Origin of the sequence: Streptosporangium amethystogenes subsp. fukuiense, from assembly GCF_042665875.1 — a bacterium.
Lineage (GTDB): Bacteria > Actinomycetota > Actinomycetes > Streptosporangiales > Streptosporangiaceae > Streptosporangium > Streptosporangium fukuiense.
The window spans coordinates 2743441-2758298 of record NZ_JBHTEE010000001.1 but is presented as its reverse complement, the minus strand read 5'-3'; the positions used below and the strand labels follow the sequence as shown (position 1 = coordinate 2758298).

Annotated in this window: 12 protein-coding genes; 7 read left to right on the top strand and 5 right to left on the bottom strand. The window is 69.2% G+C overall.

The annotated features are described in order from the left end of the window. Positions 1–50 precede the first annotated feature (50 nt). Together ACFQVD_RS11930 and tnpA are read right to left on the bottom strand one after the other, a co-directional pair. Entirely contained in the window at positions 51–2366 is a 2316-nt protein-coding gene (locus tag ACFQVD_RS11930) for an AAA family ATPase (protein WP_386271082.1), read from the bottom strand. A gap of 1038 nt (positions 2367–3404) precedes the next feature. Then, entirely contained in the window at positions 3405–3902 is a 498-nt protein-coding gene (gene tnpA, locus ACFQVD_RS11925) for an IS200/IS605 family transposase (RefSeq protein ID WP_343982708.1), read from the bottom strand. Positions 3903–3935: 33 nt separating this feature from the next. Between tnpA and ACFQVD_RS11920 the strand changes: the two genes are divergently transcribed. The 4 genes from ACFQVD_RS11920 (at position 3936) to ACFQVD_RS11905 (ending at position 8624) form a co-directional block, all read left to right on the top strand. Then, a complete protein-coding gene (locus ACFQVD_RS11920; protein WP_343982705.1) occupies positions 3936–5087 on the top strand; it encodes an RNA-guided endonuclease InsQ/TnpB family protein in 1152 nt (383 codons plus the stop codon). A gap of 71 nt (positions 5088–5158) precedes the next feature. Next, a complete protein-coding gene (locus ACFQVD_RS11915) occupies positions 5159–5962 on the top strand; it encodes an inositol monophosphatase family protein (RefSeq protein ID WP_343982701.1) in 804 nt (267 codons plus the stop codon). A gap of 111 nt (positions 5963–6073) precedes the next feature. Then, a complete protein-coding gene (locus ACFQVD_RS11910) occupies positions 6074–7396 on the top strand; it encodes a lanthionine synthetase LanC family protein (RefSeq protein ID WP_364155079.1) in 1323 nt (440 codons plus the stop codon). A 337-nt stretch (positions 7397–7733) separates the two neighbouring features. Next, on the top strand, positions 7734–8624 hold the full coding sequence (locus ACFQVD_RS11905; RefSeq protein WP_343980515.1) for a hypothetical protein: 891 nt from the start codon (positions 7734–7736) through the stop codon (positions 8622–8624). A gap of 218 nt (positions 8625–8842) precedes the next feature. Here ACFQVD_RS11905 and ACFQVD_RS11900 read toward each other — a convergent pair whose 3' ends face one another. Beyond that, positions 8843–9829 (bottom strand): sulfotransferase family protein, encoded by a 987-nt coding sequence (locus tag ACFQVD_RS11900; RefSeq protein WP_343980518.1) that lies wholly within the window; start codon positions 9827–9829, stop codon positions 8843–8845. A 441-nt stretch (positions 9830–10270) separates the two neighbouring features. Between ACFQVD_RS11900 and ACFQVD_RS11895 the strand changes: the two genes are divergently transcribed. The 3 genes from ACFQVD_RS11895 (at position 10271) to ACFQVD_RS11885 (ending at position 12110) form a co-directional block, all read left to right on the top strand. After that, the gene (locus tag ACFQVD_RS11895) at positions 10271–10900 is read left to right on the top strand and encodes a YigZ family protein (RefSeq protein WP_343980521.1); all 630 of its coding nucleotides are present in this window, start codon (positions 10271–10273) and stop codon (positions 10898–10900) included. Between the two features lie 348 nt (positions 10901–11248). Then, a complete protein-coding gene (locus ACFQVD_RS11890) occupies positions 11249–11884 on the top strand; it encodes a DedA family protein (RefSeq protein ID WP_343980524.1) in 636 nt (211 codons plus the stop codon). 109 nt (positions 11885–11993) lie between these two features. Beyond that, the gene (locus ACFQVD_RS11885) at positions 11994–12110 is read left to right on the top strand and encodes a histidine kinase (protein WP_343980527.1); all 117 of its coding nucleotides are present in this window, start codon (positions 11994–11996) and stop codon (positions 12108–12110) included. Positions 12111–12322: 212 nt separating this feature from the next. Here the strand turns inward: ACFQVD_RS11885 and ACFQVD_RS11880 are convergent, their stop codons facing one another. Continuing rightward, positions 12323–13663 (bottom strand): sulfatase family protein, encoded by a 1341-nt coding sequence (locus ACFQVD_RS11880; protein WP_343980530.1) that lies wholly within the window; start codon positions 13661–13663, stop codon positions 12323–12325. 246 nt (positions 13664–13909) lie between these two features. Beyond that, positions 13910–14836 (bottom strand): ABC transporter substrate-binding protein, encoded by a 927-nt coding sequence (locus ACFQVD_RS11875; RefSeq protein ID WP_343980533.1) that lies wholly within the window; start codon positions 14834–14836, stop codon positions 13910–13912. Positions 14837–14858 lie beyond the last annotated feature (22 nt).

Sequence of the window (14858 nt, the reverse complement as noted above, 5' to 3'; positions counted from 1 at the left end):
AGCACCTCGCCAAGGGGACGGTCCAGGTGAACCGCGTCCGGGAGGGGCGCTCAGGGGTCTTCGCGGAGGTCTCGGTGGCCGTGGTGGACGCCCTCCTCGGCGGAGAGCCTGGCCAGCTCGACCCGGGAGTGGATGCCCAGCTTGCGGAAGACCTGCCGCAGGTGGAAGGCGACCGTGTGCTCGCTGATGAACATCTGCTCGGCGGCGTTCCGGTTCGTCAGCCCCTGGGAGACCAGGTCGCAGACGGCCTGCTCGGTGCCGGTCAGGCTGGCCCATCCCGAGGTGGGATGGGCGGTCCTGACCCAGTGGCGGCGCCGCTCGCCCAGCAGCCGCAGCCTGCCCCGTACCCGGGCGGCGTCACGGACGGCCCCCATCGCGCCGTAGCAGGCGAGCGCGATCTTGAGGTTCTGCACGGCCGGATCCCGGCAGCCGTCGTCCGCGCCGAGCAGCACGCCCAGATCCTCCGCCGCCGACCCCCTGGCCCACGGATCGCCGTGCCCGGCCACCGCGCGGCCCAGCGCCTCGGGGTCGCCCTCCCGCAGTCCACGGGCGTGGTCGGCGGCCACCGACGGGCTGGGCAGGCCGGGGCTGCGCCGGGCGATGCCCTCGGCCGCGTCGATCACGGCGTCGGCCCGGTGCCGCTGACCCGTCGCCATGGCCAGCCGCACCAGCCAGGCCGCGGCGGTGGGCTCGCTGGTCAGCGCCCCGGTGTGCCGGGGAAGCGCGTCGTACAGCCCGCCGAGCGAGCTCATCCCGCCCGTGGCTCCGTCGCGCGCCTCGTTGATCCGACCGGCCACCAGCTCCGAGCGCAGCCACGTGCGCGGGGGCAGGCCTCGTGCCGACCCGGCGAGGTTCCTCTCCATGTACCTGACGGCCCCCGGCAGGTCGCCCGCCCGCAGTGACGCGGTGCCGAGCACCGACAGGGCCGAGGAGGCCGGTAACGGGGCGCCCAGGATCCCGGCGGCGGCCAGGGCGGCCTCCGCGTGCTCGATCGCGCTGCCGAGCCTGCCCGCGGCCAGGTGCAGGCGGGCGCGCAGGACGGGGATCTCCGCGGCCCAGGCCGGCTCGCCCTCGGCCTCGGCCGCGGCGATCTCCGTCGTGCTCTCCGCCTCCTCCAGCAGCCAGAGGTCGATCAGCATCGAGGCGAGCACGGCCCGGGGCTGCTGCCGCCGCCGTCCACCGGCCGGTTGCTCCACGGCCTCGCGCGCCAGGTCCAGTCCGTACGAGAGCCTGCCCTCGTCCCAGGCCAGCAGGGCCAGGTCCGTCAGCGTCTCGGCGCCGCCGCCCCCGGTCAGACGGGCCGGGCGGGCCGGGCGGGTCCGGGCGGCGCGCTCGACCTGTTCGCGCAGCGCTCGTCGCACCGGTTGGGGCACCCTCTCGACGACCGAGCGCCACAGCAGTTCGTGCCTGAACGCCAGCTCGTCGGGGGTGGTGACGAGCACGCCCGCGGCCAGGGCCTCCTCCAGCGCGGGAAGCAGTGCGGCCGGGGTCTCGCCGAGCATCTCGGCCGCGTACGCCGGTGAGAACGAGCGCCCGAGCACCGCCGTGGCCTCCAGCAGGTACCTGGTCTTGGCGCCGAGCTCGTTCAGCCGCCGCCGGACGGCGGTGTGCACCCGCAGGGGCAGCTCGGCTCCGGCCGGAGTGGTCTCGGCCAGCCGGGCGACGCCGTCCCGCACGAGGACGGCGCCCTCCTCGCACAGTCCGGTGAGATATTCCGACAGCAGCAGCGGGTTGCCGCCGGCCTGTGCGGCCAGTGCCGCCAGATCCTTCCCGGGAGCCGCGCCCAGGATGTCGGCGCAGACCTCGGCGACCGCGCCGTCGTCGAGCGGGCGCAGTACGGTCCGGGTGGCCCCCTCCTCTTCGAGCAGGTCGAACAGCCGTCTGGCGTCGCCGCGCGCCGGGGTGCTGCGGCAGGCCAGCAGCCATGCCACCGGCCGTTCGGCCAGCCGCGAGGGCAGTGTGCGCAGGGCCATGAGCGTGGCGGGATCGGCCCACTGTAGATCGTCCAGGGTGACCAGCAGCGGCCCCGCGCCCAGCCTTCTCTCCAGCGAGGCCCTGACCTGCTCGGCCAGCCAGAGCAGCAGGCTGGGACCGTCGGGGGCGGCGTTCCTGGCCACGGCCAGGGGTGCCGGGGACTCCTCCAGGGCCGACAGCAGCGGCCCCAGCGGTGTCAGCCGTCCCAGCTCGTCGGCCCGTCCGTTCGCGACCGCCGTCCCCCGCGCGGCCGCGAGACCGGCCGCTTCGCCGAGCAGCAGCGTCTTGCCTGTCCCCGGCTCGCCCTCGACGAGCATGACGTTCCCTGTGGTGGACGCGACGCCTTCCAGCAGGGCGAGGACCGCCGCCTGTTCATCTCTCCGGCCGCGCATCGTCTTGTCTCGGATCTGGGGTCATACGCCAGGCTTTCTTAGCGGTGATTACCCGTATGACATCCCCATCGGGCGAAATGCCATGCGGTGGATGCTCCCGACTACTGGTTGTTTGATGCAGATTTGACCTTTAAGTACGACTTCTAGTCCTTCTGTCGATCTGGCCGATGCCCGACGAGCGTGATCTCCGGGAGGCGATCGCCGCGTGCGTTTCGTACGGTCCCCTCCCCGGCGGGGACCGGATTGTCCTGACGAAAAACGGCCGAGGCTCGCGGAGATGCCCGCCACGCGGGTAGGGGGCGTGCGTTCTCGTACAGGATGGGAGTCGGGGCGGCTCTAGAGACCACGGGCCTGCGCACAGCACTTGAACAAGCCCATGGCGAGAACCTTGAACTCCGGCGCGAACTCGCCCGCCGGGGCGGATGACCGTTGAGCACCATTCCAGCAACTGAGCAGCAGGCTGTTCCTAGGAGCAGCCAGTCAGGATCAGAACCGCGGTCAAGATAAGCGAGACGAGCGAGGTCCACCCTCCCACACAGAGTGCTGCCGCCAGGGCGAACGGGACTGCACTAAGCAACGACCACCACAGCGGGTCCGTCGTGGATAGCCCCAGCTTGCCGAGGGCTGACGCCCCGGCAACCCAGCTGATCGCCCCGAGAATCAAGACCGCGCCCGCCCACAGCACCCTGCCGCCTGGGGTCGCCGTCATCGACGAACCGTCGGGTGTCATGAGCGCCACAACATACAAAACGGCCATCGCGAAGAGCGCGGCGAAGACCAAGACGATCGGGCCCAGCCCGAGAACAAAGACAGCGACAACATAGAAGCAGGGGCCAAGCAACGAGCCCCACTCCGATTATTTGACCGACAGTTTAGGGCCATTTCCGGCCCGACAGAACCGCCTTCCACCTGGCGACTAACGCAGATGACCGCATCGCAAGATCGTAACGTTTACTCAGCAACATCCGGGAGTGCTGAGTGACGCGACAAGCCAACGCTCCTGCGATCGCATGAACATTCTGATCAGCCTTGACGCCCTCACCTCATGATCGTCCTGCAGATAAGTTCCGGGCCGGGAGGAATGGCTTCCCTTCCTGCGCCCGGACGCTGGTCCGGACGTTTCTGGCTCTCGATGTACTCGCGGATGATCTCCACTGGTGCGCCGCCGCACGAGCCGGCGAAGTACGACGGCGACCACAGGTGACCGTGCATGATGTGCCGGTCGATCCGGCCGGTGAACTCCTTGCGCAGGTAATGCGCCGAGACGCCCTTGAGCCGGTTGACCAGAGTCGAGATCGGCAGTTTGGGCGGGTAGTGCACGAGTAGGTGCACGTGGTCTTCCTCGCCGTTGAACTCCCCCAGGGCCGCGCCGAGCTGGGCGCACACCTCCCGCATGACCTCCTCGCAGCGGGTGAGCATCGCATCATTAAGGACGCCGCCCCGGTACTTGGTGACGAAGACAAGATGAACTTGAAGGTTGTAGATGACGCTACGGCCCCTTCTTACATCAGGGTCTGGTTCCCATCGAGGTGACATAGACAAGATGATACCCATGGTAAAATCCCGGGGATGAAGCTGGTCGTGCAGGTGAAGCTGCTCCCCGACGCCGCCACGGAGGTGGCGCTGCGGGAGACGCTGACCCTGTGCAACCGGGCCGCCAACCACGCATCCCGCCGCGCCTTCGACACCGGCACCAAGAACAAGACCTCCCTGCAGCGCCTCGTCTACGGCGACCTGAAGGCCATGGGCCTGTCCGCGCAGCCCGCCATCCACATCGCGCGGAAAGTCGCCGGGGCCTACGCCACACTGAAGGCCAACCTGAAGGCCGGAAACCACGGCCCGAACACCGCCACGCGGCGCACCAAGGTCGAGAGCAAACCGATCCGGTTCCGCAAGGACGCCGCGCAGCCCTACGACGACCGGTGTCTGTCCTGGCAGTACGGCGCCTCTACGATCTCGATCTGGACCGCGCGCGGCCGCTTTGGCCGCATCCCCTTCGCCTGCTCGCCCGAACAGATGAAGTTGCCGACCGCCTACCGCAAGGGCGAGTCCGACCTGGTGTTTCGGGGCGGCTCCTGGTACCTGTACGCCACCTGCGAGATGCCCCAACCCCAGACCTTCGAGCCCGACGGGTTCCTCGGCGTGGATCTCGGCATCGCCAACATCGCCACCGCATCCGATGGCATCGTCCACGCCGGCAAGCACCTGAACCAGGTACGCCACCGCAACCGGCGGCTGCGCCGACGCCTGCAATCCAAGGGCACCAAGGCCGCCAAGAGGCTCCTGCGCAAGATCTCCGGCCGGGAAGCGCGCTTCGCGGCCGACACCAACCACCGCATCTCCAAGACCATCGTGACCGAGGCGCAACGCACCTCGCGCGGCATCGCCCTGGAAGACCTGGGCGGCATCCGCGCAAGGGTACGGCTCCGCAAGCCCCAGCGGGTCACGCTGCACTCTTGGAGCTTCCACCAGTTCGGCTCCTTCGTCGCCTACAAGGCGTCCCGGGCCGGGGTGCCGGTGGTGTACGTGGACCCGGCCCACACCTCGCAGGGGTGCTCGGCATGCGGCCACATCTCGAAGAAGAACCGGCCCGATCAGGCCACCTTCCGATGCATGTCGTGCGGCTTCGCTGAGCACGCCGACGTGAACGCGGCCCGTAACATCGCCGTGCGCGGTGTCGCGAGCTGGGCAGTGAGTCACGCTACCGACGACGCGGCCTGAACCGTGCACCCCATGCACGATGAGGAGCTGCAAGCTCGGCCCCTAGGGCCGAGAAGCTGACTGGAGGAAGCATGGATCAGAGCACCTCGACAGAGCTCTCGGCCGTCGCGGTCGAGGCAGCCCGCGCGGCGGGCGACCGGCTCCGCAAGGCGTTCAGGTCGCGTCCCGCGGTCGAGACCAAGAGCGACTTCCACGATCCGGTGACCGAGCACGACCGTGCCGCGGAGGAGATCATCCGGGAGGTCATCGAAAGGCGCGTCCCGGGCAGCACGGTCATCGGCGAGGAGGGCGGCAGCGAGGGGTCCGGTGAGATCCGCTGGTACGTCGACCCGATCGACGGGACCGCGAACTTCGCCGCCGGGCTGCCCTTCTTCTGCGTGTCGATCGCCGCCGCCGCCGGGGACGAGGTGGTCGCCGGGGTGGTCTACGACCCGGTGCGCGACGACGAGTTCCGGGCCGACCTGGGCGGGGCCTGGTGCAACGACGTGCGGTTGCGCAGCGCCGGTGCCACGCGCGATCGGGAGGCGATGCTGCTGACCAGTTATCCCACCCCCCGTGAGCTGGCCGACGGCGGGGAGGAGGTGCTGCGCGAGTTCGGCCGGATGCTGGCGTCGTTCGCCTCCACGCGCCGTCCGGGCAGCACGGCGCTCAAGCTGGCCCATGTCGCGGGAGGGTGGGCGGACGTCGCCTACGGCAGTAGGGTCAGCCCATGGGACGTGGCGGCGGGGTCGCTGCTGGTCCGGCAGGCGGGGGGAGTGTTCATCCCGCTGGACGGATCGATCTTCGAACCCGGCGGCTACCTCGCCCATGTCGGCGGGTTCGATCTGGCGGGATCGGTCATGAGCGATCTGGTTCCCCCGGGCCGCTCGGCCTGAACACGGGCGAGGGGAGACCCGCGTGGTCCACGAGCAGGCGTCACCGCATTACCTATTGATCCTGTAGGAAATACAGGTAACATGATTGTCTCGCCGTACGAAGGAGCCGCCATGAGCCTGGAGTCGAGGGCGGAGAGCCCGCTGGCCACCGCGGTCGGGGCCGCGCGCTGGATCCGCTCGGCGGCCGTGGACGACGAGCGGGGACGGCACTGGCAGGCCAACCCCGACCCCCGGGGCCAGGCCGCGATGCCCGACCACCCCCTGTCGTTGTACTCGGGGGCGGCCGGGATCATCCTGTTCTTCCTGGAGCTCGCCGCCGCCACGGGTGAGGAGGGCTACCTGGACGACGCCGCGGCCGGGGCCCGCTATCTCGCCGCCACCTGGCGGGAGCAGGCCGATCTCTCCCTCCACCACGGTCTGGCCGGGGTGATGTTCGCCCTCGCCGAGGCCGGATGGGCCACCGGTGAACGGGGTTTCGAAGTCGAGGCGGGCGCGGTCGCCGACCGCATCGTGCGCAGTGCCCGCCCCATCGACGGCGGCCTGGGCTGGACCGGTGACCCCGCCCAGCGCGGCGACGGCGGGATCATCCTCGGCCTGCTGCACGCCGGGGGCATCCTGGGGGTGCCCGCCTACCAGGAGATCGCCGTCGAGGCCGGCGCCCGCATCGCCGCACTCGCCGTCCCCGGCCACCGCTTCGGCGAGGGCGCCTGCGCCGACCTGCCGCTGGACGCGGTCACCCCGGGGTTCCTGTCCGGCACGGCCGGCACCGCCTTCCTGCTCGCCCGCCTGTACGGCGTGACCGGCGAGACCCGCTTTCTCGACGGCTCTCGCAGGGGGGCCGACTTCGTCCGCGCGGTCAGCGCCGTGACCGAACGGTGCGCGCTGGTGCCGCACCACATCCCGCAGGGCCGCGACCTGCACTACCTGGGCTTCTGCTCCGGCTCAGCGGGGGTCGCCCGGACCTTCTACGAGCTGTACCGGGTGTCGGGTGACGCCGGAGACCTCGACTGGGTCGAGCGGCTGGCCAGGGGGATCGTCAGCAGCGGCGCCCCCGCCGGCCAGAGCGGTGGCCACTGGAACTCGGCCTGCCAGTGCTGCGGCACCGCCGGGCTGGTGGAGCTGTTCGTCGGGCTCTGGGCGGCGACCGGCCGCCCGCAGCACCTGGAGTTCGCCCGCACGCTGGGGGAGAACCTGACCGGCCTGGCAACCGGCCACGACGGCCGGGGCTCTCGCTGGTACCAGGCCTACCGGCGGCTGCGTCCCTGGGAGGTCACCGCCGACACCGGCTACATGGTCGGCGCCGCGGGCATCGGGGCCGCGCTCCTGCATCTGGACGCCACCGCGCGCCCGCAGGAGGCCCGGCGGCTCATCCTGCCGCCGGACAACCCGTTCCCCGCCATCCCGCTGCCGAGCGCGACGCTCCGCCGGTCCTGAAGAGCGTGGAAGGCGCGTCGCCGGTGAACCGGGCGATCATCGTGGGGGAGCACGGCGCGGGCCCGCGTACCTCCCCCCACCCTGTACGGTCGGCATCGAGGTCTTCGCGGGTCCCGGCATCACGGCCCCGTCCCCTGGCGCGCACGGCATCCGGACCATGTCACCCCCGCGCGCCCGATCGTGCCGGTCCGGCCGTGGAGGGACGGCGGCCGCCGCGCCTCCCACGCCGGAGGCCCGAGAACGACGCACCCTTTGGCCGTCAAGGGGTGACAAAACTCGTGACCATGATTGGTGATTCTCCGTGAGTGCCACCCAGGGCCTGCCTAATCTCGGTGTCGTGACGATCGAGGATTTCCTTCCCGACCCGGGCCGTTCCACAGTCGCGATCGAACCGGCCCGGCCGGGCGTGGGCCACTGGGCCGGTGCGCCGAGCGCCGTGGCGAGCGACGGGCTGATCTATCTCGCCTACCGGCTGCGCCGCCCCGTCGGCGAGGGTCGCGGCTACGCCGTCGCCGTCGCCCGCTCCACCGACGGCGAGCGGTTCGAGACCCTGCTCACCATCGACAGGCGGGAGATGGACACCGAGTCACTGGAGCGACCCACCCTGGTCCGCACACCGGAAGGGCGCTGGCGGCTCTACCTCAGCTGCGCCACCTACGACACCAAGCACTGGCGGGTCGAGGTGCTGGAGGCCGACGACCCGTCCGGGTTCCGCGCCTCGCAGCGGCAGGTGGTGCTACCCGGCGACCCGAAGACCGGCGTCAAGGACCCGGTGATCGTGCGGCGGGGCGGCGTGTGGCATCTGTGGGCCTCCTGCCACCCCCTGGCGGAGGACGACGAGGCCGACCAGATGGTGACCGACTACGCCACCAGCGCCGACGGCATCGAGTGGACCTGGCAGGGCACCGCGCTCAGCGGCCGGCCCGGAGACTGGGACGCCCGGGGGGCGCGGGTGGCGGCGGTCCGCTTCCTCGGGGAGCAGGTGGTGGCCTTCTACGACGGCAGGGCCACGGCGGCGGAGAACTACGAGGAGAAGACCGGTGTCGCGGTCGGCGCCGACCCGGCGGAGCTGACCCCGGTCGGCACCGGGCCGGCCGCCCTCTCGCCGCACGCGGGCGGGGGCCTGCGCTACCTGGACATCGTGGACCTGCCGGAGGGCGGGCGGCGGCTCTACTACGAGTACACCCGCGCTGACGGGGCGCACGAGCTCCGCACCGAGCTGCGCTGAGCACGGCCGCCGGCCTGCGCGAGGTCACGCCGATCACGCCCCGGCCGGGCACGGTGAGGTTCGAACGGTGAGGCCCACGAGCCCCGTACCGGGTGGTGCCGCCCGGTACGGGGCTCGGGCGCGCACCGGCGAATCGGGGACTCCCGGAAGGGAGAACACCGTCACGGCAACGGGGCGGCTCGCCGGCCTCGCGGCGGACACCGAGAGTCGGCGAACGGTCAAACCTGGGGGCGGCCGTTGCGGGCCTGGCGCTGGCCGTTGGGGCGGACGCCCACCAGGCCGCCGGAGCGTTCGCGGGGGCGGAGCCAGTCGCTGAAGTCCTCGCCGGTCACCCTCTGCAGCAGTGCCACGTCCTGGGTGAAGTGGGAGATCAGTTTCTCCCGCTGGTCCCAGGTCAGCGGCTGGCGGGAGCGGGCCCGCCGCTGCAGCGTGCGCTCCAGTGGATCGGTCAGCGCCACGCTCACCCGCGACGGCAGGAACCGTCCCACGGACGACCCCACGCGCAACGCCCGCGACAGCATCCGGTGTCCGCGGGTCGGCTCCGGATGGGCGGTCACGTTCTCCCGGGGGACCTCGGTGACGACGCCGGTCTCCACGCCGAGGAAGCGGCAGATCCGGTCCAGCGTGTCGGCGGGCCGGTCGACCAGGTCGCGGTAGCGGTAGACGAGCACCTGTTCGCGGGGGAACAGGGTGAACAGGTGTTCCAGCTGCCTGCCGTACCTGCCGAGCCCCAGGTAGTGCCAGAACGGCGCCCAGCCGGCCGCGACCCTTCGTTCCTCCTCGGCGCAGGCCTCCAGCACGTCGCCGATCGGCTCCAGTCCGGCCGACCACAGATGTGTCCAGTTGGAGTGGGCGCGCTCCACCGGGTCGCGCAGCACCACGATGAGCCTGGCGTCGGGGATGGTCCTCCTGATGCGCCGCTGGGCCGCCAGGTCGTAGAGGTAGAACGGCGTGGACTCGCCGGTGAGCGTTCCCGGCGGTGCCGCGTCGAACAGGGCTTCGTAGTCCTCGCGCCGCCAGACGTGCTCGCGGTAGGTCTGGACGTCGCCCGGGCCTCCCTTGGTGGGAGGGGGGCCGTCACTGAGGAAGAACTTCGGCTCCTTCACCGGGGACATGAACAGCTCCGGGTGCCGGGCCAGTGCGGCGTGCAGGGCGGTGGTCCCGGTTTTAGGAGCACCGATCGTGAGGAAATTCGGCAGGGGCATCGTTATTACCCTCAATCCCTACTATTATTATTGGTAAATATAACCCCTTTCCCGGTGAAGGCAAGCGTCCCACCGCGGGGTCGTCGTGCCCCAAAGGCCTGCCCCTTGGCGGGAGTTCCAGTCGCCGGCGCCTGACCCCCAGCTCATGGGGGGCGAGTCGCACTGTTTCGTTCAATGAACGCCAGGTGCTTCTCTGCTATTTCGACGTCGCGAGGGGGTTTTTGTTGCGTTGTAAATAAACGCGGCGTCCGTTCCGTATTCCGATCCTGATGCGGCCCGCCGGACTCCCGGGGGCGAGCGCGGCCCCGGGATCCTTTCCGCGGCGGCGATCGAGCATCGGGCCACCCGCCGCGAGGGCTTCGGCATCGGGACGCCTCCTAGGGCGGCCGGAAAGGCGTGCGCGAAGGAGCGAACCGGGAACCCCGCCGATACCCTTGCCGAATGCCCGACCCGTATCTGACTCCGCGGAACACGACAGAGCACGAGATCGACATAAGGCGCTCCCGTTTCCTGTGCGCCATCGGTCAGGTCACCTCGGAGGAAGAGGCCAGGGAGTTCATCGCCGGCCGCAAACGGCTGTACTGTGACGCCACGCACAACTGCTCGGCCTACGTGATCGGTGGCGACCGCCGCATCCAGCGGGCCGACGACGACGGCGAGCCCGGTGGCACCGCGGGCACCCCGATGCTGGAGACCCTGCTGCGCAGGGGCGTCGCCGACGTGGTGGCGGTGGTCACCCGGTACTTCGGCGGGGTGAAGCTCGGTGCGGGAGGTCTGGTCCGCGCGTACGGCTCGTCGGTCGGCAAGACGCTGGATCTCACGCCGCTGGTCGAGATGGTGCCCGCCAGGGTCATGGCCGTGACCGTGGACCACGTCCAGGCCGGGCGGCTGGAGAACGACCTGCGCATCTCGCCGTACGAGGTCAGGGAGGTCCGCTACGGCGCGGAGGTCGGCTTCCGCGTCGCGGTGCGCGAGCGTGACCTGGCCGGCTTTCCCGGCTGGGTCGCCACGCTGACCGCGGGCCGCGCCAGGATCGAGCAGGGCGAGACGGTCCATCTCAAAAACAGCTGAAATGGTGCCGGACCGTATAAGAGTAAAGATATTCAGACGTCCCCCGCGTGGGCTCAAACCATTTTTCGGCGGCGGTCAATGTGGGATAGGTCACAGTTGGGTGTGGCGAGACCCGCCGGAGGGCGGGTGCGCCCGCCCTTTCCCGGGCCGTGACGGCCGCTGCCCGCCGCACTCGCCTGGTCGGCCGACACCCACCCTGACGTGCGAGAACCCCGGAGATTTAGTGATCGCCGCAATGGGGTTCCAGGCACCTGTGGTTTTCCGCAGCCGAACCCTGTGGCGTGCACGAGGCGGGAACGGGCGCATTCCTCATCCACGCCCTACCCAACTCTCCGTAGCCTTGTCCCTATGAGTTCACCGAATCTCGACGGAGTCGCCGGATGGGCGATCAACCTTATGGAAACCCTGGGTGCGCCAGGGGCGGGGCTGGCGATCGCACTTGAGAACCTGTTCCCGCCGCTGCCCAGCGAGGTGATCCTGCCGCTGGCCGGGTTCACCGCGAGCAAGGGGAACATGGGGCTGTTCGACGCCGTGCTCTGGACGACCCTGGGATCGGTGATCGGCGCGCTGGCGCTGTACGGGGTCGGGGCCGTGCTGGGCCGCGAACGCGTGGTGTTCATCGCCTCCAAGCTGCCGCTGGTCAGCGTCTCCGACATTGAGAAGACCGAGGCGTGGTTCGCCAAGCACGGCAGGAAGACCGTCTTCTTCGGCCGGATGATCCCCATCTTCCGGAGCCTCATCTCGATCCCGGCGGGGGTCGAGCGGATGCCGATCCTCATCTTCACCCTGCTCACCACCCTGGGCAGCCTCATCTGGAACACGGCGTTCGTGATGGCGGGGTTCCTGCTGGGAGAGAACTGGTCGCTGGTCGAGGACTACATGGGGATCGTCTCGAAGGCCGTGCTGGGCATCGTGATCCTCGCCGTGCTGGTCTTCGTGGTCGTCAGGCTGTCCGACAGGCGCAAGGGAAAGCACCACGCCTGATCCGTGAAACCGCCGAACAGGGCCTGCCGGATGTCGGCAGGCCTCGCGCTCGGGGCCCTCTCGGCCGGGGCCGGACCGCACCGAACCGGCCGGGACATGGACGGGCATCGTGGCGGCGGCCGATCAGGAGCGCAGGCGCATCGAGCGCGACCTGCGCGACGGCGTGCAGCAGCGCCTGGTCTCGCCGGCCATGTTGATCGGGGCGCTCGTCCGAACTGCTCGATGAGCTTTTCCGTCAGGCCCACGATCAGGCTCAGCAGGTGCTGGGAGCCCTGAAGCCGCCGCCCCTGCCGCACGCTCCGACTCCGAGCGCCAAGCGCTCTCCGCGGCGGCCCCCGTCGCCGCGGAGGCCGCCGCCGAAATCAAGACGAGCAACCGCCGAACCCGGCCGCACGCCAAGGAACCCGAGCGCGCGGCCGACACCACGGTGGACACGGTTCACGTGAAGGCCCAAAGCTCGTTGTCGTCGACCAAGGTCGCGGCGTCGATACGCTTGAACTCATCTGATTCGTAGTACGTGAACGTCCTGCCCTCCGTAGTGCGCCACCACGACTCAAGCTTGGCTTTGAGTCGATGCTTCAGGTCCTCGTATGTTGTGTCGGCGGCGAGGTTGCGCTCCTCGTGGGGATCATGCTGAAGGTCGTACAACTCCTCGGCGGGTTCGTCGGGGCCGTAGTAGTAGACGTACTTGTAGGAACGAGTCACGATCATCCGGAACGGGTGCCACCCCCAGTAGGCGCCGTAGTGCTCCATGAAGACCTGCTCAGGACCTTCTGCCTGCCGGAGCACCACATCGGTGACCGAGCGGTTCGGCCAGTCGTCGGGTACTTCCACCCCGGCGAGTTCCATCAGAGTTCGGGGCAGGCTCACGTTCACTCCGAGGCTCGCCGTGCGGGCACCGCCCGCGACACCGGGCGCCTTGATGATCAGAGGAACACGGAAGAGTTCTTCGTACGGGAATGTGCCTTTCAGCCGCAAGCCGTGGCCGCCCATCATGTCGCCGTGATCTGATGTGAACGCGATAACCGAATCGTTCCAAAGACCGCGGCCCTCGAGTGCGTGGCGGACTCTGCCAAAGAGTTCGTCTACTTTGGTGATCATTGAGTAGTACTGCGTCATTTCAAGACGCAACTGTTGCCTGGTGACGCCTCCTCCGGGCGACTCTCTTCTTTTTCTCTGGAACTCGGGCCTGCCGGTCAGGTCGTCGGCAAAGGAGGGGGGAATCGGCATCTGTTCCGGGTCGAACGACCGGATGTATGGCTCGACGGACTCGAAGGGGGGATGCGGCTGATGGAGGGATATCACTAGGAAGAGCGGTTCCGTCGCGTCGTAGCTCGCCAGGAAGTTCGTGGCGTCGCGAGTGATCTCCTCGTCCACGACCGCCAGGGAACCTCCGCCACCGCGTTCGATCCCCTTCTCGTAGCCGAGCTTCTCAAGCGGGTACCCGAAGTGGCTCTTACCGAAGTAGGCGGTCCGGTAACCGTGTTCCTTGAGGACCTGCGCGATGGTGCGGTGCCGGGGGCCAAGGTGGCCGGTATGGCCACCGAAGCCATAGATCACCATCACGCCGGCCTCGTGGGGGTGGAGGCCTGTCTGCAGGGACATGCGAGACGGTGAACATTGTGGGTTCGAGCAGTAGAACCGGTCGAAGAAAACGCCTTCGTCGGCGAGCGCGTCGAGGTTGGGCGTCCGGGCCAGCGGATCGACACGGCCCTGTCTCATGTACTGCATCTGGTCGCAGATGAACAGCACGATGTGCTTGCCGGGTAAATCAGACATGCTCACTTCATGCTCCGATCCGATCGATGATTAGGGGAGAACAGCTATGGGCGGGCCTTTCGGGCGCGGTGAGGTGTCCGCCCTTGAGTGCGTGCTCGCTCCCGCTCGTCAGGGCGTGGTGTTGAGCAGCAGCCGACCACGGATGAGCTGTCCTGGCGTGGTGTGGACCTCCATGCCGTCGCAGGCCCGCCATCGAAGCCGGATGAGGGTACCTCGGAATTTCACCGATGGAGTCGACCACGCCTCCTAGCGCCGTACACGCCCCGTAGCGCCGTTGAGTACCTCCCAGGTCGCGATCTCGTCGACGCTGACCGGCTTCTTCAGGACACCGAGCTGTTGGTACTCGCTGAGCGCGCTCTCCCAGAGCGCCTTGTCCATCCACCCCCATCCGTGCTGCTGGGTCTGGGGTCCGTACAGGAAGCCGGGAAGAAGGGTCTTGATCTCCTCAAGCTCGTGCTTCTTCTGAAGCCCGGGAGCGGTCTCGGCCACCATGTCGACCGCCTGCTGTGGGTTGTCGATCGCGTAGGCCCATCCCTTGGAGACCGCTTCGAGGAAGGCGACCAGTTCGTCTCGGCGGTTGGTGAGGGTTTCCTCCGTGGCGATGTAGTAGTTGGACTGGATGCGCACGCCGTTGTCCCACAGGGTCTGGTGGTTGAGGCCCTTCTCCTTGGCGGGGGCCAGTTGCTGGAGGTTGAGCACCCAGGCGGCGAAGAGGTCTACCTGCCCCGTGATGAGCGGGGTCGTGTCCGCGCCGACCTTGACCAGTTCGACGTCCGACAGGTCCAGGCCGTTCTTGCGGAGCAGCGCGGAGAGCAGGGGCTCTCCACCGACCTGCACCCCGATCTTCTTGCCCTTGTACTGACTCACGCTGGTGATGCCGCTGCTCTTCAGGGAGAAGTAGGCCAGCGGCGCCTTCTGCATCGCGGCGCCGAAACAGCGGACGGGGATGTCTTGACTGCGCGCCAACATCAGCGCGGGCGCGTAGGTGATTCCGACCAGGGAGTTTCCCCCCGCCACCAGCGGGATCGGATTGGCGTTCGGGCCACCTGGCCGGGTGGCCACCGTCAGCCCGACCTCCTTGAAGTACCCGAGTTTGTCGGCCGCGATCTCGCCGGCCGACTGGACGTTGGCGAGCCAGGCGAGCTGCAGGGAGAGATTCTTCGTGCCGGGCACGGTGGTGTTCCGTGTGACCGCG